Origin of the sequence: Litorisediminicola beolgyonensis (assembly GCF_042679605.1) — a bacterium.
In the GTDB taxonomy this organism is placed as follows: Bacteria; Pseudomonadota; Alphaproteobacteria; order Rhodobacterales; family Rhodobacteraceae; genus Litorisediminicola; species Litorisediminicola beolgyonensis.
The window spans coordinates 14057-39725 of sequence record NZ_JBHTMU010000020.1; the positions used below are offsets into that span (position 1 = coordinate 14057).

Annotated in this window: 27 protein-coding genes; 14 read left to right on the forward strand and 13 right to left on the reverse strand. The window is 66.4% G+C overall.

Annotation, left to right across the window (positions count from 1 at the left end; translation table 11 throughout):
- Nucleotides 1-4: 4 nt before the first annotated feature.
- Together ACFQ4E_RS12125 and ACFQ4E_RS12130 are read left to right on the forward strand one after the other, a co-directional pair.
- Nucleotides 5-1099 carry a carboxynorspermidine decarboxylase gene (locus tag ACFQ4E_RS12125; protein ID WP_386803998.1) on the forward strand — a complete coding sequence of 365 codons (1095 nt, stop codon included), beginning with the start codon at nucleotides 5-7 and terminating at the stop codon, nucleotides 1097-1099.
- A 33-nt stretch (nucleotides 1100-1132) separates the two neighbouring features.
- A complete protein-coding gene (locus ACFQ4E_RS12130; protein WP_386803884.1) occupies nucleotides 1133-2380 on the forward strand; it encodes a saccharopine dehydrogenase family protein in 1248 nt (415 codons plus the stop codon).
- Between the two features lie 83 nt (nucleotides 2381-2463).
- Here ACFQ4E_RS12130 and coaD read toward each other — a convergent pair whose 3' ends face one another.
- The 3 genes from coaD to ACFQ4E_RS12145 all read right to left on the reverse strand — a co-directional run bounded on the left by coaD (nucleotide 2464) and on the right by ACFQ4E_RS12145 (nucleotide 4445).
- Nucleotides 2464-2955, reverse strand: a complete 492-nt coding sequence (gene coaD, locus ACFQ4E_RS12135) for a pantetheine-phosphate adenylyltransferase (RefSeq protein WP_386803886.1) — start codon at nucleotides 2953-2955, stop codon at nucleotides 2464-2466.
- Between the two features lie 91 nt (nucleotides 2956-3046).
- Entirely contained in the window at nucleotides 3047-3484 is a 438-nt protein-coding gene (locus ACFQ4E_RS12140) for a CBS domain-containing protein (protein ID WP_386803888.1), read from the reverse strand.
- Between the two features lie 67 nt (nucleotides 3485-3551).
- Complete coding sequence (locus ACFQ4E_RS12145; protein ID WP_386803891.1) at nucleotides 3552-4445, reverse strand: LysR family transcriptional regulator; 894 nt, start codon at nucleotides 4443-4445, stop codon at nucleotides 3552-3554.
- Between the two features lie 114 nt (nucleotides 4446-4559).
- Between ACFQ4E_RS12145 and ACFQ4E_RS12150 the strand changes: the two genes are divergently transcribed.
- Genes ACFQ4E_RS12150 through ACFQ4E_RS12160 form a run of 3 tightly spaced genes read left to right on the forward strand, consistent with a single transcriptional unit; the run spans nucleotide 4560 to nucleotide 7727 of the window.
- On the forward strand, nucleotides 4560-6059 hold the full coding sequence (locus ACFQ4E_RS12150) for a CoA-acylating methylmalonate-semialdehyde dehydrogenase (protein ID WP_386803893.1): 1500 nt from the start codon (nucleotides 4560-4562) through the stop codon (nucleotides 6057-6059).
- A 53-nt stretch (nucleotides 6060-6112) separates the two neighbouring features.
- Nucleotides 6113-6553 (forward strand): hypothetical protein, encoded by a 441-nt coding sequence (locus ACFQ4E_RS12155; protein WP_386803895.1) that lies wholly within the window; start codon nucleotides 6113-6115, stop codon nucleotides 6551-6553.
- Between the two features lie 46 nt (nucleotides 6554-6599).
- Nucleotides 6600-7727 carry a carboxylate-amine ligase gene (locus ACFQ4E_RS12160; protein WP_386803898.1) on the forward strand — a complete coding sequence of 376 codons (1128 nt, stop codon included), beginning with the start codon at nucleotides 6600-6602 and terminating at the stop codon, nucleotides 7725-7727.
- Here ACFQ4E_RS12160 and ACFQ4E_RS12165 read toward each other — a convergent pair.
- Nucleotides 7712-8692 carry a glycosyltransferase gene (locus ACFQ4E_RS12165; protein ID WP_386803900.1) on the reverse strand — a complete coding sequence of 327 codons (981 nt, stop codon included), beginning with the start codon at nucleotides 8690-8692 and terminating at the stop codon, nucleotides 7712-7714. The two genes, ACFQ4E_RS12160 and ACFQ4E_RS12165, sit on opposite strands and share 16 nt — an antisense overlap.
- A 115-nt stretch (nucleotides 8693-8807) precedes the next feature.
- Here ACFQ4E_RS12165 and ACFQ4E_RS12170 point away from each other — a divergent pair, with 115 nt between their 5' ends.
- The 7 genes from ACFQ4E_RS12170 (at nucleotide 8808) to ACFQ4E_RS12200 (ending at nucleotide 15402) form a co-directional block, all read left to right on the forward strand.
- On the forward strand, nucleotides 8808-9950 hold the full coding sequence (locus ACFQ4E_RS12170; protein WP_386803902.1) for an acyl-CoA dehydrogenase family protein: 1143 nt from the start codon (nucleotides 8808-8810) through the stop codon (nucleotides 9948-9950).
- Entirely contained in the window at nucleotides 9947-11005 is a 1059-nt protein-coding gene (locus ACFQ4E_RS12175; protein ID WP_386803904.1) for an enoyl-CoA hydratase/isomerase family protein, read from the forward strand. The genes ACFQ4E_RS12170 and ACFQ4E_RS12175 overlap by 4 nt, the downstream gene beginning before the upstream one ends.
- Nucleotides 11002-11874 carry a 3-hydroxyisobutyrate dehydrogenase gene (mmsB, locus tag ACFQ4E_RS12180; protein ID WP_386803905.1) on the forward strand — a complete coding sequence of 291 codons (873 nt, stop codon included), beginning with the start codon at nucleotides 11002-11004 and terminating at the stop codon, nucleotides 11872-11874. Before ACFQ4E_RS12175 ends, mmsB begins: the two co-directional genes overlap by 4 nt.
- A 60-nt stretch (nucleotides 11875-11934) precedes the next feature.
- On the forward strand, nucleotides 11935-12735 hold the full coding sequence (locus ACFQ4E_RS12185) for a TatD family hydrolase (protein WP_386803907.1): 801 nt from the start codon (nucleotides 11935-11937) through the stop codon (nucleotides 12733-12735).
- On the forward strand, nucleotides 12732-13532 hold the full coding sequence (locus ACFQ4E_RS12190) for an MBL fold metallo-hydrolase (protein ID WP_386803909.1): 801 nt from the start codon (nucleotides 12732-12734) through the stop codon (nucleotides 13530-13532). The genes ACFQ4E_RS12185 and ACFQ4E_RS12190 overlap by 4 nt, the downstream gene beginning before the upstream one ends.
- A 182-nt stretch (nucleotides 13533-13714) precedes the next feature.
- Nucleotides 13715-14644 carry an AEC family transporter gene (locus tag ACFQ4E_RS12195; protein WP_386803911.1) on the forward strand — a complete coding sequence of 310 codons (930 nt, stop codon included), beginning with the start codon at nucleotides 13715-13717 and terminating at the stop codon, nucleotides 14642-14644.
- Between the two features lie 284 nt (nucleotides 14645-14928).
- Nucleotides 14929-15402 (forward strand): hemerythrin domain-containing protein, encoded by a 474-nt coding sequence (locus ACFQ4E_RS12200; RefSeq protein ID WP_386803914.1) that lies wholly within the window; start codon nucleotides 14929-14931, stop codon nucleotides 15400-15402.
- Nucleotides 15403-15488: 86 nt separating this feature from the next.
- On the opposite strand, the gene ACFQ4E_RS12205 is transcribed toward ACFQ4E_RS12200, so the two are convergent.
- Nucleotides 15489-16400, reverse strand: a complete 912-nt coding sequence (locus tag ACFQ4E_RS12205; RefSeq protein ID WP_386803916.1) for a formate/nitrite transporter family protein — start codon at nucleotides 16398-16400, stop codon at nucleotides 15489-15491.
- A 146-nt stretch (nucleotides 16401-16546) separates the two neighbouring features.
- Nucleotides 16547-16798, reverse strand: a complete 252-nt coding sequence (locus tag ACFQ4E_RS12210) for a hypothetical protein (protein WP_386803918.1) — start codon at nucleotides 16796-16798, stop codon at nucleotides 16547-16549.
- A 164-nt stretch (nucleotides 16799-16962) separates the two neighbouring features.
- Here ACFQ4E_RS12210 and ACFQ4E_RS12215 point away from each other — a divergent pair, with 164 nt between their 5' ends.
- A complete protein-coding gene (locus ACFQ4E_RS12215) occupies nucleotides 16963-17640 on the forward strand; it encodes an SDR family oxidoreductase (RefSeq protein WP_386803920.1) in 678 nt (225 codons plus the stop codon).
- A gap of 12 nt (nucleotides 17641-17652) precedes the next feature.
- Here ACFQ4E_RS12215 and ACFQ4E_RS12220 read toward each other — a convergent pair whose 3' ends face one another.
- On the reverse strand, nucleotides 17653-18042 hold the full coding sequence (locus ACFQ4E_RS12220) for a hypothetical protein (RefSeq protein WP_386803922.1): 390 nt from the start codon (nucleotides 18040-18042) through the stop codon (nucleotides 17653-17655).
- 68 nt (nucleotides 18043-18110) lie between these two features.
- Between ACFQ4E_RS12220 and ACFQ4E_RS12225 the strand changes: the two genes are divergently transcribed.
- A complete protein-coding gene (locus ACFQ4E_RS12225) occupies nucleotides 18111-18668 on the forward strand; it encodes a DedA family protein (RefSeq protein ID WP_386803924.1) in 558 nt (185 codons plus the stop codon).
- A gap of 4 nt (nucleotides 18669-18672) precedes the next feature.
- On the opposite strand, the gene ACFQ4E_RS12230 is transcribed toward ACFQ4E_RS12225, so the two are convergent.
- The 6 genes from ACFQ4E_RS12230 to ACFQ4E_RS12255 form a co-directional block, all read right to left on the reverse strand.
- Complete coding sequence (locus tag ACFQ4E_RS12230; protein WP_386803926.1) at nucleotides 18673-19176, reverse strand: hypothetical protein; 504 nt, start codon at nucleotides 19174-19176, stop codon at nucleotides 18673-18675.
- A gap of 65 nt (nucleotides 19177-19241) precedes the next feature.
- Nucleotides 19242-21224 (reverse strand): RNA polymerase sigma factor RpoD, encoded by a 1983-nt coding sequence (gene rpoD, locus ACFQ4E_RS12235; protein ID WP_386803928.1) that lies wholly within the window; start codon nucleotides 21222-21224, stop codon nucleotides 19242-19244.
- 134 nt (nucleotides 21225-21358) lie between these two features.
- Complete coding sequence (gene dnaG / locus ACFQ4E_RS12240) at nucleotides 21359-23329, reverse strand: DNA primase (RefSeq protein WP_386803929.1); 1971 nt, start codon at nucleotides 23327-23329, stop codon at nucleotides 21359-21361.
- A 77-nt stretch (nucleotides 23330-23406) separates the two neighbouring features.
- Nucleotides 23407-23724 carry a hypothetical protein gene (locus ACFQ4E_RS12245; protein WP_386803931.1) on the reverse strand — a complete coding sequence of 106 codons (318 nt, stop codon included), beginning with the start codon at nucleotides 23722-23724 and terminating at the stop codon, nucleotides 23407-23409.
- 88 nt (nucleotides 23725-23812) lie between these two features.
- On the reverse strand, nucleotides 23813-25114 hold the full coding sequence (locus ACFQ4E_RS12250) for a TadE/TadG family type IV pilus assembly protein (RefSeq protein ID WP_386803933.1): 1302 nt from the start codon (nucleotides 25112-25114) through the stop codon (nucleotides 23813-23815).
- A 3-nt stretch (nucleotides 25115-25117) separates the two neighbouring features.
- Nucleotides 25118-25519, reverse strand: a complete 402-nt coding sequence (locus ACFQ4E_RS12255; RefSeq protein WP_386803935.1) for a TadE/TadG family type IV pilus assembly protein — start codon at nucleotides 25517-25519, stop codon at nucleotides 25118-25120.
- Nucleotides 25520-25669: the final 150 nt, after the last annotated feature.

Below are 25669 nucleotides of genomic sequence, written 5' to 3' on the forward strand. Positions count from 1 at the left end.
CATGCTGCAGACCCCCTACTACCTGATCGACAAGGCGCGGCTTCGTCCCAACATGGAAAAGATCGCCTGGCTCCGCGAGGAATCCGGCGCCAAGGCGCTTCTGGCGCTGAAGTGCTTCGCCACCTGGTCGGTCTTCGATTTCATGTCCGACTACATGGACGGCACCACGTCCTCCTCGCTCTTCGAGGTGAAGCTCGGGCGCGAGAAGTTTCCCGGCGAGACCCATGCCTATTCCGTGGCCTGGGCCGATCACGAGATCGACGAGGTCCTCGCGAACTCGGACAAGGTGATCTTCAACACCGCCGGTCAGCTGCGCCGCTTCGAGGGCGTCAGCCAGGGCCATGTGCGCGGGCTCAGGGTCAATCCCGGCGTCTCGACCTCGGGCTTCGACCTGGCCGATCCGGCGCGCCCCTTCTCGCGGCTGGGCGAGCACGCGCCCGAGGATATCGAGCCGGTCGCCGATCTCGTCACCGGCTTCATGTTCCACAACAACTGCGAGAACGCCGATTTCGAGCGCTTCGACGCGATGCTCGGCATGATCGAGCAGCGCTTCGGGCACCTGATCCGGAAGATGGAGTGGATCAGCCTCGGCGGCGGCATCCATTTCACCGGCGAGGGCTACCCGCTCGAGAGGCTCGCCGAGCGGCTGAAGCGCTTTGCCGGTCAGAACGAGGTGCAGGTCTACCTCGAACCCGGCGAGGCGGCGATCACCCGCTCGACCACGCTCGAGGTCACGGTTCTCGACACGCTCTTCAACGGCAAGAACCTCGCCATCGTCGACAGCTCGATCGAGGCGCATATGCTCGATCTCCTAATCTACCGCGAGAGCGCCAAGATGGCGCCCAATGACGGTCCCGAGGAGTGGATGGTCTGCGGCAAGTCCTGCCTCGCGGGCGATATCTTCGGCGAGTTCCGCTTTCCCGAGGCGCTGAAACCCGGCGACCGGCTGAGCATGCAGGACGCGGCCGGTTACACGATGGTCAAGAAGAACTGGTTCAACGGTGTGAAGATGCCCGCCATCGCGATCCGCGAAGAGGACGGGACCGAGCGGCTGGTCCGCGATTTCGGTTACGAAGATTTCGCCGCGGCGCTCTCCTGAGCCGCGGTGCCTGAACAGAAGGGAGAGTCTGCCTTGAAGAAGAACGTGCTCATCATCGGCGCCGGTGGCGTCGCGCAGGTCGTCGCGCATAAATGCGCGCAGAACAACGACATCCTGGGCGATCTGCACATCGCCTCGCGGACCAAGTCGAAATGCGACGACATCATCGCCAGCGTTCACGAGAAGGGCGCGATGAAGGTCGACGGCCCGTTCCAGGCCCATGCGGTCGACGCGACCGACAGCGACGCCGTGGCCGAGCTGATCCGCAAGACCGGCGCCGAGATCGTCATCAACGTGGGCACGGCCTTCGTGAACATGCATGTGCTCGACGGCTGCATCGCCACCGGCGCGGCCTATATCGACACCGCGATCCACGAAGAGCCCGACAAGATCTGCGAAACCCCGCCCTGGTATGCCAATTACGAGTGGAAGAAGCGCGATCTCTGCGCGGAAAAGGGCGTGACCGCGATCCTCGGCGCGGGCTTCGATCCGGGCGTGGTGAACGCCTTCGCCCGCTTCGCCATCGACGAGTACATGGACGAGGTGAAGAGCATCGACATCGTCGACATCAACGCAGGGTCACACGGCAAGTATTTCGCGACGAATTTCGACCCGGAGATCAATTTCCGCGAGTTCACCGGCGTCGTCTATTACTGGGAAGACGGCCAGTGGAAGGAAACCACGATGTTCGCCTCGGGCCGCGACTGGGACCTGCCGGTCGTGGGCAGCCAGCGCGCCTACCAGTCCGGCCATGACGAGGTGCATTCGCTGGCGACGAACTACCCGGAGGCCGACGTGCGCTTCTGGATGGGCTTCGGCGATCACTACATCAACGTCTTCACCGTCCTGAAGAATATCGGCCTTCTCTCCGAGCAGCCGGTCACCACCGCCGAGGGGCAAGAGGTCGTGCCGCTGAAAGTGGTGAAGGCCTGCCTGCCCGATCCCGCGAGCCTCGCGCCGAACTACACCGGCAAGACCTGCATCGGCGATCTGGTGAAGGGCGTGAAGGACGGCGAAGAGGTCGAGGTCTTCGTCTACAACGTCGCCGACCACAAGGAAGCCTACGAAGAGGTGGGCAGCCAGGGCATCTCCTACACCGCGGGCGTGCCGCCGGTCGCCGCCGCGATCCTGATCGCTGAAGGCGACTGGGACGCCAAGACCATGAAGAATGTCGAGGAACTGGATCCCAAGCCCTTCTTCACCGTGCTCGACCGGATCGGTCTGCCGACGCGTGTGCTCGAGGGCGGTCTGGGCGGCACGGACAAGGCCTGGAACGCGTAAAGGCGATTGGCACGCGGCGCGATACAATCGCGCGCTCACTCAAGGATTGGCGCGGCATCGGAAACGGTGCCGCGTTTTGCCGTTCAGCCGTATTTCTTCTTGAGCGCCGCGCGGACCGGTGGCGTGACGAATTTCGACACGTCTCCGCCGAGCCGCGCGACCTCTTTCACCAGCCGCGAGGCGATGGCCTGGTGCCGGGCCTCGGCCATCAGGAAGACGGTCTCGATCTTGGTATCGAGCGCACGGTTCATGCCGACCATCTGAAACTCGTATTCGAAATCCGCGACCGCGCGCAGGCCGCGGATGATGATCTGCGCGCCGAGATCGCGGGCGGTCTCGACGAGAAGCCCCTCGAACGGGGTCACCACCAACTCGGTGCCGGTCTGCTCGGACAGGCTAACGCATTCGGCTTCGATCATCGCCACGCGCTCTTCGAGATCGAAGAGCGGGCCCTTGTCGCGGTTGATCGCAACCCCGATCACGAGCCGGTCGACAAGGACCGTGGCGCGCCGGATGATGTCGATATGCCCGTGCGTGATCGGATCGAACGTGCCCGGATAGAGACCGATACGCATGGGGCGGCGCCCTCCCTTTCAAGTTGGGCGTAACGCAACAATATTGCGCAAGGCAGTGCAAGCCCGAAGATTTTCCGGGCCTGCCACGGGGTTACCAGGAGTTGGACACCATGCTCTCGAGCGCGTCCTTCTCGGCCGCCAGTTCGGTCAGGCGGGCCTTGACCGCGTCGCCGAGCGTGATCAGCCCCACGAGCTTGCCGTCCTCGACCACCGGCATGTGGCGGAAGCGGCCATCGGTCATGCGCTGGAGCACCGCGTCGGCCTGATCTGTCCGGGTGCAGGTCTGCAGGCTCTTGGTCATCACGTCGTCGACATTGGTATCGAGGCAGGCCGCACCGCGCATCGACAGGACGCGCACAATGTCGCGCTCGGACAGGATGCCCTGCGCCTCGATCCCGTCCGCCGAAATGACGACGGTACCGATCCGGCGCTCTGAGAGGATCTTGGCGGCCTCGCGCAGGCTGGTGCCCGGCGGAACCGTGACGACGCCGTCATCGGCCTTGTTCTTGAGAATGTGATGGACCTGCATGTCGAGCCCTCCCGTGCGTGAATTCAACCTGTCTTACTTGAAAGGTCGGCGGGAGCGGGCCGATCTGTCAAGTCAGACCTTCGAGTCTCGCGACCTCCCGGCGGATCTCCTCGGTCAGGAGCGCGGCGAAGCGGTTCATCCGGTCGAGCCGCCGGTCGTCGGCATGGCGCACGAGGTAGAAACTGCGGCTGAGCGACAGCGCCTCGGGCAGGATGCGGACCAGCTCGGGCGCGGCGGGCAGCGCGAAATCATGCACGATCCCCACCCCGGCCTCGGCGCGCAGCATCTGGAGCTGCACCGAGACCGAGTTCGACGCGAGCCGCACCCGGTCGAGCCCGAGATCGGCGAGGTAATCGAGCTCCTTGTCGAAGATCATGTCGGGGATGTAGCCGACGATCGCATGGGCCGAGAGATCGGCGAGCGTGGCGATGGGGGGATGGGCCTCGAGATAGGTGCGGTGGGCAGCGAGATGCAGCTTGTAGTCGGTGAGCCGCTGCACGGTCAGCCGACCGGCGGTGGGCGCCGAGACGGCGACGGCCATGTCGGCCTCGCGTTTCGAGAGGTTCACCACGCGCGGCAGGGCGAGGATCTGGATGTCGAGCCCGGGATTGGCGGCGGCGATGCGCGCGCAGACCTGCGTCAGTAGGAAATTCGCGCAGCCATCGGGCGCGCCGATGCGGATCTGGCCCGAGAGCCCCTCGTCCACCCCGGCGACGGCATCGGTCGCCGCCTGCATCGCCTGCTCGGCCTCTTCGGCATGGGACAAAAGCCGCGCCCCCGCTTCGGTCAGCGCGTATCCCTGCGGCGACTTGGCGAAGAGCGGCGCGCCGACCGCGTGCTCCAGCCGCTGGATGCGGCGGCCGACCGTGGCCGGGTCGAGCCGGAGCGCCCGACCGGCGGCCGACAGGCTCTCTCCGCGCGCGGTGGCGAGGAAAATCCGCATGTCGTCCCAGTCCTGCATCCTGCCGGCACCTGAATTCCTGCAAAGCCTTTTTGAGAACATGCCCCTGTTCCCTGCACCGCTGCAAGACTAGGTTGCCCCCCAACGATCAATCTTCGGATGGAGGAGACCGCCATGAAGGAACTGACGCATTATATCGACGGCCAGCAGGTCAAGGGCGGCTCGGGCCGCTTCGCGGACGTGATGAACCCCGCCACCGGCGAAGTGCAGGCGAAGGTTCCGCTGGCCACCGTGGACGAGCTGAACGACGCGGTCGCGCGCGCCGCCGAGGCCCAGAAGGGCTGGGCCGCGACCAACCCGCAGCGCCGCGCGCGGGTGATGATGAAGTTCGGCCAGCTCATCAACGAGCACATGGACGAGCTGGCCGAGCTGGTCAGCCGCGAGCACGGCAAGACGCTGCCCGATGGGCGCGGCGACGTGCAGCGCGGTCTCGAGGTGGTCGAGGTCTGCATGGGCGCGCCGGCGATGCTCAAGGGCGAGTTCACCGACGATGGCGGCCCGGGGATCGATCTCTACTCGATGCGCCAGCCCTTGGGCGTCGTGGCGGGCATCACGCCCTTCAACTTCCCCGCAATGATCCCGCTCTGGAAGATGGCCCCGGCGCTGGCCTGCGGCAACGCGATGATCCTGAAGCCTTCCGAGCGCTGCCCCTCGACCGCGCTCAGGCTCGCCGAGCTACTGAAAGAGGCCGGTCTGCCCGATGGCGTGTTGCAGGTCGTCAACGGCGACAAGGAGGTCGTCGACGCGATCCTCGACAACGAGACCATCCAGGCGGTGGGCTTCGTGGGCTCGACGCCGATCGCGCAGTATATCTACGGACGCGCGGCGACTAACGGCAAGCGCGCCCAGTGCTTCGGCGGCGCCAAGAACCACATGATCATCATGCCCGACGCGGATATGGACAAGGCCGCGGACGCTCTCGTGGGGGCGGGCTTCGGCGCCGCGGGCGAGCGCTGCATGGCGATCTCGGTCGCCGTGCCGGTGGGCGAGGAGACCGCCGAGGTTCTGCGCGAGCGGCTGATCCCGAAGATCGAGAAGCTCAAGGTCGGCCCCTACACCGCCGAGGAAGAGGTCGATTACGGCCCGGTCATCACCGCCGCCGCCAAGGAGCGCATCGAGAAGCTGATCGGCTCGGGCGTGGACCAGGGCGCGGATCTCGTGGTCGACGGGCGCGGCTTCTCGCTGCAGGGCTACGAGAACGGCTTCTTCGTCGGTCCGTCCTTCTTCGACCACGTCACGCCGGACATGGAGATCTACAAGGAAGAGATCTTCGGCCCGGTCCTGAGCCAGGTGCGCGCCGAAACCTACGAGGACGCGCTGAAGCTGACCATGGACAACCCCTATGGCAACGGCACGGCGATCTTCACCGCCGATGGCGACACTGCGCGCGACTTTGCGCACCGGGTCAATGTCGGCATGGTCGGCATCAACTTCCCGATCCCGGTGCCGCTCAGCTACCACACCTTCGGCGGCTGGAAGAAATCGGCCTTCGGCGACCTGAACCAGTACGGCCCCGACGCCTTCCGCTTCTACACCAAGACCAAGACCGTGACGGCGCGGTGGTTCTCGGGGATCAAGGACGGGGCGGCGTTCAACTTCAAGGCCATGGACTAAATCTTACCGTTTGGTAAAACCGGGGCGTCCGTTCAGTCGGGCGCCCCTTTTTCATGACCGCTGGACTTGTCTGCGTGCCGACCGAGTTCCGTATCCTCGCCCGTCGCGGGCTGTGCTACGTGCGCCACCACGGCAGTCTCGAGATTGCCGAGATCGCGCGCGTCTTCGAAGCCTATCTCGCGCATCCCGATTTCCGGCCCGGGCAGACGCAGCTTCTCGACATGCGCGACGTCACCGATCACCGCATCTCCTATGCCGAGCTGATGAGCTTCCACACCCGGGTCGCGAGCCTGATGCCGCGCAGCCATGCCGAGATGATCGCGGGCATTCTCGTGGCGTCGAAGCCCGGCCGCCAGCTGGCCGAGTTCTACGAGCGCTACTGGTCGTCGGTCCCGGAGATGCTGGTGACCGTGCAGGAGGACCCGGCGGCGCTGCTCGATATCCTCGGCCAGCCCGAGCGGACCATCGAGGATCTGCTGGAAACCGCCGCCTGAGACCTCGGGCATGGACCGGCGGCCCCGGGTCTGCCAGTCTGGGGCCATGAGCGATCCCAGTTTCTCCATCGGGATCGAGGAGGAATACCTTCTCGTCGATCTCGAGACGATGGCCTTGTGCGAGGCGCCTGACGGGCTGATGGAGGCGTGCAGCGCCGAGCTCGAGGATCAGGTCAGCCCGGAATTCCTCAAATGCCAGATCGAGATCGGCACCAAGGTCTGCGCGACCGTGGGCGAGGCGCGGGGCGAGCTGAAGCATCTCCGCGCCACGGTGGCCCGTTGCGCCCGCGAATTCGGCGTGGCGCCCATCGCCGCCTCCTGCCACCCGCTTGCGGATTGGAAGCAGCAGCGCCACACCCAGAAGGATCGCTACGAGACGCTGAACCGCGATCTCGGCTCGATCGTGCGGCGGATGCTGATCTGCGGGATGCATGTCCATGTCGGGCTCGACAGCGACACGCTGCGCGCCGACCTGATGCGGCAGATGACCTATTTCCTGCCGCATCTCCTGGCGCTCTCGGCCTCCTCGCCGTTCTGGCAGGGCGACGACACCGGCATGGCGTCCTACCGGATCTCGGTCTTCGACAACCTGCCCCGCACCGGCCTGCCGCCGCAGTTCCAGAACTGGGAGGATTACCGCCGCACGGTGCAGATCCTGATCGACCTGGAGCTGATCGAGGACAGCTCGAAGATCTGGTGGGACCTGCGCCCTTCGGCCCGCTTCCCGACGCTCGAGACGCGGATCATGGATGTGCAGCCGCGGATCGAGGACACGCTGATGCTCGCGGCGCTGAACCAGTGCATCCTGCGGATGCTCTGGCGGCTCCGGTCACGCAACCAGCGCTGGCGCGTCTACGATCCGTTCCTGATCGCCGAGAACCGCTGGCGCGCGCAGCGCTACGGCACCGAGCGCGGCCTCATCGATTTCGGCGCGCAGGCCATCGTGCCCTTCCGGCGCCTCACCGAGGAGCTGATCGAGCTCGTCGAGGAGGATGCCGAGGCGCTGGACTGCCGCGCCGAGCTGGAGCGCGCCTCGGAGGTCGCCCATGTCGGCACCTCGACCACCCGCCAGCGCGCGGTCCTGGCCGCGGCGCGCGAGCGTGGCGAAGACCATGACGGGCAGATGCGCGCCGTGGTCGAAAGCCTGATCGAGGAGTTTCACGACGGGCTTTGACGGTCCGTCTCTTCGGTATGGACCGCCTCGGTGCCCGGGGCGTAATGCGCCGAGCGCGCACCCGTCACGGCGCGGATGCGGCCCACCATGACGCCCGCCTTGTAGGCCGCCTTGGCCGCCGCCCGCCCCCGCAGGACCGGCGCGGCGATGAGCAGGAGCGGGAAATCCAGGAGACGGAAGGGCACGGTCGCCAGAACCCGCCAGGCGGGCCGGTCGCGCAGGCGGATGGCGTTGATCGCCTGATCGCGCGCCCGGTCGTAGATGTAGCGCAGCCCCAATCGCTTTTTCGGCTCGGGCTGGATGGTCCAGGCGTCCGGCGCCCAGCCGACCTTGCCACCGGCCGCCGTCATGTCGCGGCTGAAGCGGGTGTCCGAGCCGCCGGTGTAGCGCAGGGTCTCGTCGAACCTCAGCCCCTTTGCGCGCACCGTCGACAGCCGCCCGAGCCAGTTGTTGGTGTAGACCGGCGAGCGGCCTTCCCGCCCGCTCTTCACCTCCTTCGCACGCGAAGACGCGCGCTTTTCCATGCGCTCGACCGCGTGATCGAGCGCCGCACGTTCCCAGAAATCGAGCGCGTCCTCGGGCGCCACCAGCCGGATCGGCCCTCCGACCAGGTCGAGACCCCGGCTTTCGGCCGCGCCCAGAAGCGCCTTGAGCCAGCCGGGCGTCACCATCTCGTCGTCGTCGACGAAGGTCAGGAAATCGCAGTCCCGCGCCAGCGCCATGTCGAGCACCTTGTTGCGCGCGAAGGGAATGCCCGGCTCGGGCTCCAGCTCGAGCGCGACCTCCTCGGGCACCCGCCCGCGGAATCCGGCCACGATCTCCTCTACGGTAAGCGCGCTGTCATTCTCGGCGAAAAGGAAGACCAGCTCCGCGCCGTCGGGGCGCTCCAGCCCCTCGAAGCTTGTCAGAAGTCGCGCGAACATCGCCGGACGTCGCCGGGTGATCGCTCCGATGCCGATTTTCATCGCGTCCCTCCTATCGCGAGGCAGGTGACCTTGGTTCTGCGCCATCGCAGTACAACTTGCAACGCGGGCGCGGCCATGGTCCTGTCCCGACGCCGACGGTTCTGGGAGGAGACACATGGATTTCGCGCTGAGCGAGGAAAGCGCCGCGATCTTTGACATGGCACGCGAGTTCGGCACGGCCGAGATCGCACCCCACGCCCGCACATGGGAAACCGAGGGCACCATCCCCCGCGAACTCTGGGGCAAGCTGGCCGCGCTCGGCTTCGGCGGGCTCTTCGTCTCGGAAGAGGCAGGCGGCAGCGGGCTCAGCCGTCTCGACGGCACGCTGGTCTTCGAGGCGCTGTCGATGGCCTGCCCGTCGGTCGCGGCGTTCCTCTCGATCCACAACATGTGCGCGGCGATGATCGACCGCTTCGGCTCGGCCGAGATGAAGGCGCGCGCCCTGCCCGGTCTCGTGTCGATGGAGACCTTCTGCGCCTATTGCCTGACCGAGCCGGGCTCGGGCTCGGACGCGGCGGCGCTGAAGACCCGCGCCGAGCGCACCAATGAGGGGTGGCGGCTGACCGGGACCAAGGCCTTCATCTCGGGCGGCGGGTATGCGGACGCCTATGTGGTGATGGCGCGCTCCGGCGGCGACGGGCCCAAGGGCGTCTCTGCCTTCTTGGTCGAGGACGGCGCCGAGGGGCTGAGCTTTGGCGGTCTCGAAGACAAGATGGGCTGGCGCGCGCAGCCGACCCGGCAGGTGCAGATGGACGCCTGCCCGGTCCCGGCCGAGAACCTGCTCGGCGAAGAGGGGCGCGGGTTTTCCTATGCCATGGCGGGCCTCGATGGCGGGCGGCTCAATATCTCGGCCTGCTCGCTCGGCGCGGCGCAGGCGGCGCTCGACGCGACGCTCGACTACATGGGCGAACGCCGCGCCTTCGGCCAGAGCCTCGACCAGTTCCAGGCGCTGCAGTTCCGCCTGGCCGATATGGAGATCGAGCTGCAGGCGGCGCGAACCTTCCTGCGGCAGGCCGCCTGGAAGCTCGACCAGGGCGCGCCGGACGCCACGCGCTTCTGCGCCATGGCCAAGAAATTCGTGACCGAGGCCGGGAGCCGCGTCGCCGATCACTGCCTGCAGCTGCATGGCGGCTACGGCTATCTCGCCGATTACGGCATCGAGAAGATCGTGCGGGACCTGCGGGTCCACCAGATCCTCGAAGGCACCAACGAGATCATGCGCCTGATCGTCGCCCGCAAGCTTCTGGAGGCCGCATGAGCGACATCTCGATCCGGACCGAGGGCCGCGCGGGCCGCATCACGCTCGACCGCCCGAAGGCGCTGAACGCGCTCACCTACGAGATGTGCCTCGCCATAGAAGAGGCGCTCCTCGGCTGGCTCGAGGACAACACGGTCTCACTGGTGATCCTCGATGGCGCGGGCGACAAGGCCTTCTGCGCGGGCGGCGACATCGCCGAGATGTACGCGACCGGCACCAAGGGCGATTACGAATACGGGCGGCGGTTCTGGCGCGACGAATACCGGCTGAACGCGCTGATCGCGGATTACCCGAAGCCCGTCGTCAGCCTGCTTCACGGCTTCACCATGGGCGGCGGCGTCGGTGTCGGCTGCCACGGCTCGCATCGCGTGGTCTGCGAAAGCTCGCAGATCTCGATGCCGGAATGCTCGATCGGTCTCGTGCCGGATGTGGGCGGCAGCTACCTGCTGGCCCGCGCGCCCGGGCGGCTCGGAGAATATCTGGGCCTCACCGCCGCGCGCATGGGACCCGCCGACGCGATCCTTGCGGGCTTCGCCGATGTCTTCGTGCCACGCGACCGCTGGGACGCGGTCACCGCGGCGCTGATCGAGACCGGCGATACCGACGCGCTGGCCGCCGCCGCCGAGGCGCCCCCCGAGGGCACGCTGGCCGTGGAGCGCCCCGAGATCGACGCGCTGTTCGGGGGCGAGACCCTGCGCGACGTCCTGAACGCGCTGAAGGCCTCGGACACCGAGTTCGCGCGCAGCGCCGAAAAGGCGCTCTCGCGCAACGCGCCGCTTTCGATGGCCGTCGCGCTTGAGACGATCCACCGCCTGCGCGCGGGCACGCCCACGATCCGCAAGGCGCTCGACCTCGAATATCGCTTCACCCATCGCGCGATGGAGCACGGCGATTTCCTCGAAGGCATCCGCGCCCGCATCATCGACAAGGACCAGTCGCCGTCCTGGCGGCACGCCGCCGACAAGGTGCCGATGACCGACACAGCGCGCCTGCTCCAGCCGGTGCGCGAGGCCTCGCTCGCATTTCACGACCTGACACAGGAGACGCCCTCATGAAGATCGGATTCATCGGCCTTGGCAATATGGGCGGCCCGATGGCCCGTAACCTCGCCGCCGCGGGCCACGAGGTCGAGGGCTTCGACACCGCCTCGGTCACCGTCGCGGGCGTCTCCGTGCGCCAGAGCGCGACCGATGTCGCGACAGGCGCGGACGTGGTCATCACCATGCTGCCCAATGGCGAGATCCTCTCGCGCGTCGCGCGCGAGGTGATCCCGGCCATGCGCGAGGGCGCGGTGCTTCTCGACTGCTCGACGGTCGATGTCGAGACCGCGCGCGCCGTCGCCGAAGACGCCGCTGCCGCCGGTCTCGAAGCGCTCGACGCGCCGGTCTCGGGCGGCATCGGCGGCGCCGACAAGGGCACGCTGACCTTCATGGTCGGCGGTCAGGTCACCGCCTTCAACACCGCCAAGCCGCTCTTCGACATCATGGGCCAGAAGGCCGTGCATTGCGGCCCGGCGGGCAACGGCCAGGCGGCGAAGATCTGCAACAACATGATCCTCGGCGCGACCATGATCGTCACCTGCGAGGCCTTCGCGCTCGCCGACAAGCTGGGCCTCGACCGGCAGGCAATGTTCGACGTGGCCTCCACCTCCTCGGGCCAGAGCTGGTCTCTGAACACCTACTGCCCCGCCCCCGGCGTCGGACCCCAGAGCCCCGCCGATAACGACTACCGGCCGGGCTTCGCCGCGGAGCTGATGCTGAAGGATCTCCGCCTCGCCGAAGCCGCGGCCGAGGCCGCCGATGCCGACACGCCGCTCGGCACCGCCGCCCGCGCTCTCTACGAACGCTTTGTCGAGGAAGAGGATGGCAAGGGCCGCGACTTCTCGGCCATGCTGCCCCGCTTTGCGTCCCGGGGTCGCAGCTGAGCGCGGCTTGATTCTCCCCCGAGCCTCCTAGATACCGGGGCCGAACCAACATTCGGCCCCATGATGACCGCACGGATCACCGACAGCCACTGCCATCTCGATTTCCCCGATTTCGACGACACGCGCGCCGAGGTAATCGCCCGCGCCGTCGAGGGCGGCGTGCACCGGATGGTGACGATCTGCACGCGGCTCCGGTCCGAACCCGCGGTCCGCGCTATCGCCGAGGCGCATGACCCGGTCTTCTACGCCGCGGGCACCCACCCGATGAGCGCCGCCGAGGAACCGATGGCCTCGGCCGACGCGCTGGTCGCCCTCGCCGCGCATCCGAAATTCGTCGGCATCGGTGAAACCGGTCTCGACTACCACTACACCGCCGAAAGCGCTGACCTGCAGCAGCGCTCGCTCCGCATCCATATCGAGGCGGCGCAGGAGACCGGCCTGCCGCTCATCATCCATGCCCGCGCCGCGGACGAGGATATGGAGGCGATCCTGGCCGAGGGCTACCGCGCCAGGCCCTACACATGCGTGATGCACTGCTTCTCCTCGGGCGCGCGCCTGGCCGAGGCCGCGCTCGAGATGGGCTTCTACCTGTCGATGTCCGGCATCGCCGCTTTCCCGAAATCGCAGGAGCTGCGCGACATCTTCGCCCGCGCGCCGCTCGAGCGCATCCTGGTCGAGACCGACAGCCCCTATCTCGCCCCGCCGCCCTATCGCGGCAAGCGCAACGAGCCGGGCTACACGGTCCACACCGCCAAGGTCGGCGCCGAGGTCTTCGGCCTCTCCTATGACGCGTTCGCCGCCGCCACCGAGGCGAATTTCGAGCGGCTCTTCGCCAAGGCCGCCGCCTGGGAGGCCGCATGACGCCCGAGCTGCGCGTCACCATCCTGGGCTGCGGCTCTTCGGGCGGCGTGCCGCGGCTCGGCGGCCATTGGGGCGCCTGCGATCCCGAAGACCCGAAGAACCAGCGCCGCCGCTGCTCGCTCCTCGTCGAACAGGAAAGCGCGGACGGGATCACCCGGGTCCTGATCGACACCTCGCCCGACCTGCGCGCGCAGCTTCTCGACGCGGGCGTCGGACGGCTCGACGCGGTGATCTACACCCATGCCCATGCCGACCACGTGCACGGCATCGACGATCTGAGGATGATCGTTTTCAACATGCGCAAGCGCCTGCCGGTCTGGGCCGACGCCCCCACCGAGGCCGCGCTCTACGAGCGCTTCGGCTACGCCTTCATCCAGCCCGAGGGCAGCTCCTACCCGCCGATCCTCGACATGAACCGCATCGACGGGCCGGTCACCGTCGACGGCGCCGGGGGCGAGATCACCTTCACGCCCTTTCTCGTCCATCACGGCAGCATCGACGCGCTCGGCTTCCGCATCCGCGATCTCGCCTATCTTCCAGATGTGGCGCAGATCCCCGAAGAGAGCTGGGCGGCGCTCGACGGGCTCGATTGCTGGATCCTCGACGCGCTCCGCCGCGACCCGCACCCGACCCATTCGCACCTGGCGCAATCGCTCGACTGGATCGCCCGCGTCGCTCCCCGCCGCGCGGTGCTGACGAACATGCACATCGATCTCGACTACGCCACGCTCGACGCCGAGACCCCCGACCATATCACGCCCGCCTATGACGGGATGGTCATCGTGCACGGCGCGTGACGGCCATGCGCGCCGAACGCCCCTCATCCCGTCCCACCCCGGTCGCTTCTTCTTTTTCCAAATACGCCTCCCCCGCTCTCCGCTACGCGCCCCGCCGGGACGCCGCCCGGGCCCCCGCACCGGCGCCCCCCCGGCGACGCGCAGAAGGCGCGGCGCACCCCGTCTCTCGCGGACCGGTTACCGTGCAGGCGCTGATCGAGGTCATCCTGCCGGTCTTCATCCTGATCGGAGCGGGCTATGTCGCGGTCTGGCGCGGGCTCTTCGCCGACAGCGCGGTCGACGGGCTGATGGTCTTCACCCAGAAATTTGCCATCCCCTGCCTGCTTTTCCGGGCGATCTGGTCGCTCGACCTCAGCGCCGGGTTCGACCCCGCGCTCCTCGTCAGCTTCTACACCGGCTCGGTCACCGGCTTCACGCTGGGTCTTTTGGCCGGACGGTTCCTCTTCGGCAGACCTTGGGAGGATTCCGTCGCCATCGGCTTCTGCTGCCTCTTCGCCAACTCCGTCCTTCTCGGCCTGCCGATCACCGAGCGCGCCTATGGCGAGAGCGCGCTCGAGGCGAATTTCGCCATCATCGCCCTGCACTCCCCCATCTGCTACGGCATCGGCATCACCGCGATGGAGATCGTGCGCGCCCGCGGCACCGGCGGCATCAAGCTCGTGCAGCAGGTCCTGAAGACCATGCTGATGAACGCGCTGGTGATCGGCATCCTCCTGGGCGCCGCGTTCAACATCCTGAGCCTCGGCCTGCCCGCGCCCGTCGAGGCGGCGCTCGACATGATGGTGCGCGCCGCACTCCCCGCCGCGCTCTTCGGGCTCGGAGGCGTGCTCTTCCGCTATCGCCCGGACGGGGATTTCCGCATCATCGGCTTCGTCTGCGTGGTCACGCTGGTGGTCCATCCGGCGATCACCTGGACCCTGGGCCACAGCTTCGGGCTGGCGCCGCAGCCCTTCCGCTCGGCGGTCATCACCGCCGCGATGGCGCCCGGGGTGAACGCCTATGTCTTCGCCAACATGTATGGCTGCGCCAAGCGCGTCGCGGCCTCCTCGGTCCTGATCGCGACCGGGCTGTCGGTCTTCACCACCTGGCTCTGGCTCGCCACGCTTCCCTGATCCGGCCCGATCCGGGCCTGAGACCGCGCCGCACAGAAAAACGCCCATCCGCCCGGAACCTTATCGGGCGCCACACGTTTGGTGCTCAGCGCCGCATGCGGGGTGAGGGGCTCTTACCTCGTGCCCGAGCCCCGCATGCCGGACGCCGCGTCTCGATGGCCCATCCTTCTGCTCACCGTTCCGGGTCTCCCTCACCCGCATCGACAGCCGCAGCTGCGATGTGCCGAAGAGGAGCGCTCGGTCGCCGAACCCGGCGTCGGGAGTGCAGTTCTACGGAGATTCCAATGTCCATCTACGATGCCATCAAGGCCGACCACGACACCCACCGCGCGCTTCTCAAGAAGATCGCCGAGACGACCGGTGACAGCGAAGAGCGCCGCGCGGCTTGGTCCGAGTTCTTCAACGACGTCAAGAGCCACGCCGCCGCGGAAGAAGAGACCTTTTATTCGAAGCTGATGTCGAAGACCTGGGGCCAGGATGCCGCCCGCCACTCGGTCGAGGAGCATGCCGAGCTCGACGACCTGATGGAGGAGCTGCACGAGATGGACATGTCCTCGTCCGGCTGGCTGAACAAGTTCAACACGCTCCGCCATGAATACGAGCATCACATGGAAGAGGAAGAGAAGGACGTGTTCGGTCGCGCCCGCGAGGTCATCCCCGAGGAAGAGATCGAAGGCTATGGCGAGCGCTTCAAGGCGCGCAAATCCGAAGAGCTGGGCCTGGTCGAGAAGAAGCGCGCCGACCACCTCGAGGACTGACGCCGCGCAAACGACGCCAAGAGATAGAAAAAGCGCCCCCGAGTCTCTCGGGGGCGCTTTTTTTCGCGATCAGGAGCGCTGCGGCATCAGGAACGCTGCGTGCGCTCGCGGGCTTTCTGCTGGGGGTCGATCTCCTGCGCGACCTGCCCGTAGGCCAGGAGCGCGAAGAGGCCCGTGCCGCCCAGGACGTTGCCGACGAAGGTCGGCAGGATCAGCCCGAAGATGCATTTCGCCCAGGTGATGTCGCCCGTTATGACCAAGAGGAACGCCTCTTTCGAGCCCGCGACCACGTGGGTGAACTCGCCCATCGCGATGAGATAGGTGAAGACGAAGATCAGGAAGATCTCGAACCCTTCGGAGGACGGCATCATCCAGACGATCGCGGCGATGAAGAACCCGGCCGGGATGCCGTATTTGAACGCCTCCCACGCGTTGTAGTCCGCGTAGTGATGGGAGATCGCCAGCATGCCCTCGACAAACTCCGGAGGCACCGTGCCGCCATGCGCGGTCAGGATGGAGGTGCCGAAGGTGCCGACCATGTTGGCCGCGAAGACGATGGCCCAGAGACGCGCGGCGCAGCCGAGCATCGCCCAGGACCGATCCTTGAGGACCGGCAGGACGACCGTGATGGTGTTCTCGGTAAAAAGCTGGACCCGGCAGAGGATCACGAGGATGAAGCCGATCGTGTAGCCGATATTCTCGATCGGCACCTGGTAGGGGCTGCCTTCGAAGGACACGTGAAGGATGCCTTCCGCCAGCACCGAGGCGGAAATGCCAATGCCCGCCGCGATCCCCGACCACCAGAGCGAGCTTAGGGGGCGGCCGATCTCTTCGCGGCCCTCCAGATTGACGACCTCGTAAACCGCCCGTGGCGAGAGCGAGCGATGCTTGCGGATCTGCATCGCCTCTTCGCGGGAATAGAGTTTGCGATCCGGTTCGGAGCTTTCCTCCGCTTCCCGATAGCCATCATCTCCGGTGTCTTCCCGGGTCTCACTCATCTCGATCACGCCTTTGCTGCGACCCGGTCAGTCGGGTCCTCTCATGTCGAATACATGGAGCGCGCGTGAAGTTCCGCCAGTCTTCGCATGTTACCGCGCGCTTTCATTCGGTTTCCGACGCGCGAGCTAAGGCGAAAACGGTGCGATCAGCTACCTTCGAGAACGCAGGCGACCTGCGGAAGATCGGGAGAGATGTCGAAGAGCGCGGGCGTACCATTGTCTGCGACGACCGGCATGCTGGCCACCTGCGCCAGCGTTTCGCGACATTCGGCCAGGCGATCGGCGCTGACTTCGATGCGGATGATGGTCGGTTCGACCGGTGCCAGGATGCCGACCGCCCCGTAGGCAGCGGCAGCGACTGAGCTGAGCAGACCGGCGAAAAGAAAGAGGCGACGCATGGGTGTGATCCTTGTTGGCAGTGTGGACACAACCCGGCGATTATATCTGAGTTCCCTTAACATCTTCAAAATCCCGACATTGCGAAAACGTCAATTTCACCCCGATGGCACAAATCCCGGTCTCGCGGCGTTGGGATAGAGAACCCGAGCATTGGAGCATCACGATGGCGAAAAAGGCACTTTTCATAACCGGCGCATCGAGCGGCATCGGCGCAGAGACCGCGCGTCAGGCAGTCGCCGAAGGCTGGCAGGTTGGCCTCTTCGCGCGTTCCAAGGACAAGCTCGACGCGCTCGTCTCGGAGCTGGGCGATGGCAACGCCGCCGCCCTGCCCGGCGATGTGACCGACCTGGGTGAGGTGCAAAAGGCGATGGCGGCCTTCGCCGAGATCAATGGCGGGATCGATGCGGTGTTCGCGAACGCGGGCACCGGGCTCTCGGCGGGCGGCACCGATGCGGGTGACCCCGAGGAATGGGAGATGCTGATCCGGATCAACGTCATGGGCGTGCTCTGGACCGTGAAGGCCGCGATGCCGCATCTCAAGGAGAGCAAGGGCCACCTGCTTCTGACCGGCTCGGCCGCCGGACGGCGCCACATCAAGGGGTCGGTCTACTCGGCCACCAAGTGGTTCGTGCACGGCTATGGCGGCAACCTGGCCGAGGAAATGCGCGAGTTCGGCGGACGCTGCACGGTGATCGCGCCCGGAATGGTCGACACGCCGTTCTTCGACGAAGGCAAGCCCGACAAGCTCCAGCCCGAGGACATCGCGCGCTCGGTGCTGTTCGCGCTTGGGGCCGACCCGCGCGCCAATGTGCAGGAAGTCTTCGTGATGCCCGTCAACTGACCGGCTTTGGCGTCACGGCCTGTCGTCGTGGCGCCCCGAGCCCAGATGCGGCAGGAACAGCGCGGCGAGACCAAGCTCGACCACCACCGTGAACCAGCCCGTCCAGCCCGCGATGCCCCGAAGGATGCCCTGAATGCCCGAGATCGCCAGCCCGACCCAAATCACCACGAGCCCGATCGCGATGGCCTGTCGCGCGTCCGATTTCGGCGCGTTCCGGGTGAGCATCAAAAGCGCCGCGAGCCCCAGGAACACAAAGGCCGCGCGGCGCGCCAGGAACCGCGCCTCGGGGGGCGCGTCCAGCGTGAAGGCCGCGAGCGGCAATCCCGGCAACAGCAGGTATGACAGGAAGAGCGCGGCGAAGACCGCGGCGTGGATCTGGCAGGTCGTGCGAAAATCAGGCATGCCAGTGAGCTAGCGGCTGTGGCTGCGGCGTCAATCGCGCGTGCACCCTATCGCCGGAGAGAAAGGCCATGATCGAAGAACTGATCGTCGAATACGGGCTGATCGCGGTCTTTCTGGGCTGCATGTTCGAGGGCGACACCGCCGCCCTGACCGGTGGCGTGCTTGCCCATCGCGGCCTTCTGCCCTTCTGGGGCACCGTCGCCGCCGCGGCGGCCGGGGGCTTCACGACCGATACGGTGACCTTCTGGCTCGGACGGTATTTCAAGGACCACCCGCGGGTCCTGCGCGCGGTCTCGCATCCTTGGGCGCAGAAGCTGACGCGGCATTTCCTCGCCCGTCCGATCCTTCTGGCGGCGATCTTCCGGTTCATTCCCGGCGCGCGGACCATCGCTCCGGTGATGCTGGCCACCGCGACACAGATCCGGGGGCGCATCTACACGCCGATCACAATGATCTCGGCGGCGCTTTGGGGATTCCTGCTGGTCGGGGCCGGGCAGGAAATCGGCGCGCTGTTCAGCCGCTTCTTCGGCGAACTGACCCGGGTCGAGATCGTCCTGTTGATCGCGGCGGGCATCCTGATGCTCTTTGGCCTCCGCGCAATCATCCGCTTCATCCGGAACGCCTGAGCGCTCAGTCGCAACCTGCGCGCCACGTGCCGTCGTCGCGGCACCAGACCTGGCCTGCGGCCTCCTTTGCCTGAAACAGCGGGTAGAAATCATGGCTGGTCAGACTGCCCGGGTCGCAGTCGACAGAGGCGATGACCTCGTCGCCTTTTCGGACGATCACGCCGCCCATCGGTGGCGGCGCGTCGGGTGTGCGCTCGATCCCGTAATGCACGGTGTAGGAATAGTGACCGTTGGCAAAGGTGAGCTCTTCCCAGATCGTCCTCCCGATGCCCGGCCACGGCGCCATGGCGACGTCAGTGGCCGCATCCGCCAGAAGCAGCTCCGCGGGTCCGGAGACCGCTCCGAACCGGTAATAGGCGACGGCGTCCTGCAAGCAGATGTCGAGCGCTTTCTCGCCTTTGGTCGTGGTGCAGTGGAAGAGATCGGTGCCGGGTCCGAAACAGGCAGCGGTGACAGGCCCCGCTGCGACCGTAGCGAGAGCCGCCAGAGCGCACTTCACGTGATGCATGAAAGTCTTCCGAAAAGCACTTGGGCAGTAACGAAAAAGGCGGCCCCGAGGGCCGCCTTTCGCAATCACTGATCGAGGAAGCTTCTGAGCTTCCGGGACCGGCTCGGATGCTTCAACTTCCGCAGCGCCTTGGCCTCGATCTGGCGGATCCGTTCGCGGGTCACGCTGAACTGCTGGCCGACCTCTTCGAGCGTGTGGTCGGTGTTCATGCCGATGCCAAAGCGCATCCGCAGCACCCGCTCCTCGCGCGGGGTGAGCGACGAGAGAACCCGCGTGGTAGTTTCCTTGAGGTTCTCCTGGATCGCGCTGTCGAGCGGCAGGATCGCGTTCTTGTCCTCGATGAAATCGCCGAGCTGGCTGTCTTCCTCGTCCCCGATGGGCGTTTCGAGAGAGATCGGCTCCTTGGCGATCTTCATCACCTTGCGGACCTTCTCGAGAGGCATCTGCAGCTTCTCGGCCAGCTCCTCGGGCGTGGGCTCGCGACCGATCTCGTGCAGCATCTGGCGACCGGTGCGCACGAGCTTGTTGATCGTCTCGATCATGTGGACTGGGATACGGATCGTGCGGGCCTGGTCCGCGATCGAGCGGGTGATAGCCTGGCGGATCCACCAGGTCGCGTAGGTCGAGAACTTGTAGCCGCGACGATACTCGAACTTGTCCACGGCCTTCATCAGGCCGATATTACCTTCCTGAATAAGATCAAGGAATTGCAGGCCGCGGTTCGTGTATTTCTTGGCGATGGAAATCACCAGGCGCAGGTTCGCCTCGACCATTTCCTTCTTGGCCTGACGCGCCTCTTTCTCGCCCTTCTGGACCTGCTGGACGATGCGGCGGAACTCGGAGATGTCGAGACCGACATACTGGCCGACCTGGGCCATGTCCGCGCGCAGTTCCTCGACCTTGTCGGCGGAGCGCTCGATGAACATCTGCCAGCCCCGGCCCGGCTTCTCGGCCATCCGGTCCATCCAGTTCGGATCGAGCTCGCGGCCGCGATACTCGTCGATAAACTCGCGGCGGTTGATGCGGGCCTGGTCGGCCAGCTTCACCATCGCGCTGTCGATGGACATGATGCGCTTGTTGATGCCGTAGAGCTGGTCGATCAGCGCCTCGATCCGGTTGTTGTGCAGGTGAAGCTCGTTCACCAGGAGCACGATCTCGGAGCGGAGCTTCTGGTAGAGCGCCTCGTCCTCGTCGCTGAACGAGCCGTCCTCGTTCAGCGTGGCCGAGATGCGGCTGTCCTGCATGCTGGCCAGCGTCTCGTAATCCTGCGCGATCTGGTCGAGCGTCTCGAGAACGCGCGGCTTCAGCGCCGCTTCCATCGCGGCCAGCGACATGTTGGCCTGATCGTCCTCGTCATCGTCGTCGTCGCTGCGGATCGGGTTGCCATCCGCGTCGTAGTCCGGCTCGTCCGAGCTTTTGCGGGAGGAAGAGGACGCGTCGGAATCGACGACGGTCTCGCCGATCTCCTCGTCGTCGCCCATCTGGTTGCCGAAGGTCGTCTCGAGGTCGATCACGTCGCGCAGGAGGATGTCCTCGGACAGAAGTTCCTCGCGCCAGATGGTGATCGCCTGGAAGGTCAGCGGGCTTTCGCAGAGCCCCGCGATCATGGTGTTCCGTCCGGCCTCGATCCGCTTGGCGATGGCGATCTCGCCCTCGCGGCTCAGAAGCTCGACCGAGCCCATCTCGCGCAGATACATCCGCACCGGATCATCGGTCCGGTCCAGCTTCTCGGCGCCGCCGCTCGAGATCGCGACATCGCCGCGCTTGGTCTCGACCAGTTCGGTCGAGCCCTTGTTCTCTTCTTCCTCGGCCTCTTCGTCGTCTTCGGTGACTTGGATGCCCATTTCGGAGAGCATCGACATCACGTCCTCGATCTGGTCGGAGGAGACCTGATCGGGGGGAAGAACCTCGTTCAACTGGTCATAGGTGATGTAGCCGCGTTCGCGTGCCTCGGCGATCATCTTCTTGACCTTGGCCTGGCTCAAATCGAGCGAGACCTCGTCGTCGCGATCCTCGGGCTTCGCGTCTTCGGTGTCCTTGGCTGCCATCAAAAGCTCCTCTCAGGGGGCGGTCCCCGTGGGCGGGCGATTCGTTAGCGACGAATCATGGGCGAAGTAGTGTGATTCGGCCACCCGTCCAGCTAGTAAACATGCACTTTTCCGCCTGTCATGGACGGAAAGACTCATCTTCGCTTCCGTGCGAAGTCGATGGTTTCAATCATCGCGTCGAGAAGCTTGCGTTCGTCGCGATCGATATGGGCGCCATTGGCACCGGTGTCGAAATCTGCGTCCTCGCCCTGCTGGGCGCGGAGCGCGCGGTTGCGGGTTTCGGCAGCCTCACCGAGGCGCCAGGTGAGATGCTCTTCGGGGAGCGCCTCGAAATCCTCGACCGCCTCGCGGATCTCGGCCTCGAGCCCGCGGGCGGCTTCGAGCTTTGCGAATTCCTCGGCGACGGTCATGCGCGCCATGGACGTGTCGCCGGAGCGACGGATGCATGGCACCACCGCCACATGGCGTGCGGCGAGCAAGCTTTCAACCCCACCCGGTCCGATCGCGGCCTCCGCGACCTCCCGGGCGCTCGGCGCGTCCTTGGGCGCGTGCCGCAGAAAGGCGTCGCGCAGGCTGGCGTGGTCGGGATCGGAGCAGGTCATCGCTTCGAGATCGCCCTCGAACTCCTCGATGAGAGCCGGGCAGGTCAGCACCGCGGCCAGGATCACCGACTCGCGGAGCCGCGTCTGCGCCTCGTCCCCGGCGGCGACCAGGAGCGAGGCCTTGGTGACCGGCTGCGGCGGCAGTGGCGCGCCCTTGGGCCGCCAGGGACCGCGCGCGCGGCCTCCGCCGCCCTGCCCTGCACGGGTATCCGGTCGCCCGCCGCGGAACAGGTCGTAGCGCAGGTCCTTGATGTCCTGGCCGTAATGGCCGCGGAGCGAGGCATCGCGGATCAGCTTGAGCTTGTCGCGCAGCGCCTTGTCGAGCGCCGCCTTGCGCTCGGGGCTGTCGAAGACCCGGCCTTCGGTTTCGCGCTTCCAGAGAAGCTTGACCATCGGCAGCGCGCCATCGAGCACCGCGGCGACCGCCTCGGGCCCGTCGGCGCGCAAGAGATCGTCGGGGTCCTTGCCCTCGGGCATCAGCGCGAAGCGCAGCGACTTCCCGGCCTCGAGAAGCGGCAGCGCCAGGTCGATCACCCGGTAGGCGGCGTTGAGCCCCGCCTTGTCGCCGTCGAGCGCGATGATCGGCTCGTCGCTGATCCGCCAGAGATGCGCCAACTGGTGCTCGGTCACGGCCGTGCCGAGCGGGGCCACCGCGGCGGTGAAGCCCGCCTCCGAGAGCGCGATCACGTCCATATAGCCCTCGGCCACGATCAGGCGCTGGCCCTTCCCGGCCGCCTCGCGGGAAGGACCGTGGTTGTAGAGCGTGCGGCCCTTGTCGAAGAGCGGGCTGTCGGGCGAGTTCAGGTATTTGGCGTTGTCGTTCGGGTCCATCGCGCGGCCCCCGAAGGCGATCGCACGCCCGCGCGGATCGCGGATCGGAAAGATGATCCGGTTGCGGAAGGTGTCGTAAGGCTCGCGCCCCTTGTTGGAGGGACGCGCCAGCCCCGCCTCGAGGATCAGGTCGGGCGCGATCCCCTGCCCCTTCAGATGATCCCAGAGCCCCTGCCAGCCGTCGGGCGCAAAGCCCAGCTCGAAGCGGTCCTGCACCGGCTCGGTCAGGCCGCGCTTGGCGAGATAGGCGCGCGCCGCGCTTGCGGCACCGGTCTTGAGCTGCATCCGGAAGAAGCGCAGCGCGGCTTCGTTGGCCTTGGCGAGCTCGCTCATCCGGTCGGATTTTTCCTGCGCGCGCGGATCGCGCGCCGGCATCGGCAGACCGGCCTCCTGGGCGAGGATCTCGACCGCCTCCATGAAGCCGACATTCTCGGTCTCGCGGACGAAGCTCAGCGCGTCGCCCTTGGCGTGGCAGCCGAAGCAGTAATAGTAGCCCTTGCGGTCATCGACGTGGAAAGACGCACTTTTTTCCTGGTGGAAGGGGCACGGCGCCCAGAGATCGCCCTTGGCCTGGTTCGACTTGCGCTGGTCCCACATGACCTTGCGCCCCACGACCTGGCTCAGGCTCGTGCGGGTCTTCAGTTCATCCAGAAAACCGGGGGGCAGACTCATGGTCTGAAATATCGCCTCTGGCCCCGGAGGAGTCCAGCGGGCGCAGTCCGTGAGAAGGGATTGGAGTGACGCGCCTCTCAGCGCGCCATGCAGGCCTCGGTCCAGCTGGTGCCGACGCTGTCGCCAAGTTGCTTTTCGGGCAGCGAATAGACCCAGTCCGCCACGGCCGGCACGACCGAGGCATATTTCGCGACATCGCCTTCGAGCCCCGCCTGCACCGTCCCGACCGCATCGCCGGCCGAGGCCCCGCCCGTGCGCTCCGCGACGACGGCCATGACCATCTCGGCCTGCAATGCGCATTCCGCAGCCTTGTCCTGAGCCAGAACGGGAGCAGCGGCGACGAGCGGTGCGGTTGCGACGAGGCAGACCAGGGAAAACGAACGGAAGGGCGACATCATGGGCTCCGAAGAGAGGTGATCGATGCAAAAGAAATAGGCAAAGGCGCTTCGGCTGTCACCTATTCTGACGGCGAGTGCCGACCCTTCATTGCACCATACGCACGATTTTCTCGGTCACGATCCCGTCATTGGTGTCCTCGGGACAGCCGTCCATCTCGATCCGGCTGGTCGAGTTTATCGTGCCCCCGGAGATGATCGAAGCCCCTTCGATGCCCGTCGCGTTGGCCGAAAAGGTGACGTCCCCCATCGCGACGACCTGGCTGCCGTAGATCTCGAGATCCGAGGCCACCTCCATCCCGCCCGCGCTCAGAAGCGTCACGCCGCCGCCCTTGGCACAGGAGTCGTCGAGGCCGAGGATCAGCCCGGAGGGCGCGTTCAGCGATTTCGGGTCGGGATTGGTGGTCGCGATCACGCTGTCGGTCAGGTGGACGCCCTGGTTGAACTTCACCTTGCAGTTGGTGACGAGGAGGAACTTGTCGTAATGCCCCGCCTCGATCGCCAGCTTCTGGTTGCCCGAACAGGTCAGCGCGATATGCATCCGGCCCGGAATGACAAGCTCGGGCGTGAGCCTGCGGTCGGGCAGCGTCACACCGGCAAGACCCGAGATATAGCCCGGCACCGACGCCCCGCCCGCAAGGAGATCGGCGATGGTGTCCGGCACGCTGTCGATGGCGTGGAACGGGTAATGGGTGTAGCGCAGCGCCTCGGCGAGGCCCGGGTTGCTGGTCATGCCGCTCGACGGCAACTCGAGCGTCGCGGGGTCGAGCATGGAGACCACCGAGCCGTCTGCAAAGCTGCTGTTGGAGCTGAGTTTCACACCGTCATTGCCGTGGATGCAGAAATTGGCGCCGAAGGCATTGTTGGATTGCAGGTCGACGCGGGCCTCGGCGACGAAGCCCTCGCGGAAGCAGGGCGGGGTCTGGCGCGCGAAGACCGCGTCGGTGTCGAGCTCGAAGCCGCGATAGCCGAGCGTGTGCAGGAGCAGGTTCGACACGTAATTGCCCCGCGCCGCGCTGCGCTCTCCGGTCACACGCACGGCGTCGCGCGCGGTGGCATCGGCCGAGAAGGTCCTTGTGTCGGCGTCCCAGCTGCCGAAGGTGATGTCCGAGGGCAGGATGGCGAGCCCGTGGACCGAGACCGGCAGGTTGGCGGCCGCGACCGACAGCGCGTCCGAGAGCGCCGCGCTCGCGCTCTTGGTGGTGCGGGACTGGAGCGCGGCATGGCCCGCGGCATCGGTCGCGGTCTGGAGCCAGGTCTCGCGCTCGGTGCGTTGGGCGAAATCGACGGCGAGCCCGCCGACCATCGCGGCGATGGCGACGAAGTAGAGCGACATGGCGGTCATCGCGCCGTCTTCGTCCCGGCGAAAGCGGGTGATCAGGTCGCGCATGGCTCAGAACTCCGACAGGTGCTGGTTCGACACCACGACGGTCTTGTCGCGAAAGAACGCGAACCCGTCGAGCGGCATCAGCGCACTCGCGGGCACGGAGATGCGCGTGTTGATCACGCCTTTGTCGACCGTGGTCCGGATGTCGGGGGTCACCTCGAGATAGGCGAGGCGCGTGCGCACGAAGCTTTCGGCCTCGGCGGTGGTCTCGATCCGGCCGGTCGACAGGGCGCGGTTGGCGTCCTGGACGATGCGGTGCATTTCGGACTGGCGGTTGAAGACCATCGAGACATCCACGACGAAGAGCAGGAACATCGTGAAGAACGGCACCCAGATCACCGCCTCGACGGTCTGGCTGCCGCGCTCGTCGCGGCGGAAGCGCTGGAGAAGATCGCATAGCGTTGTCATGGCGTCACCTTGCTGGTCTCAGGCGGGTCGGAACGGCCCGCGTCACCGATCAAGATGCGCCCCGAATACGGCATGACCCCGCGGCGGATTGCGGCGGGGCCATGTCTTTTAACGATGATTAACAGCGAGATGTTAACCATCGCGCCCGGC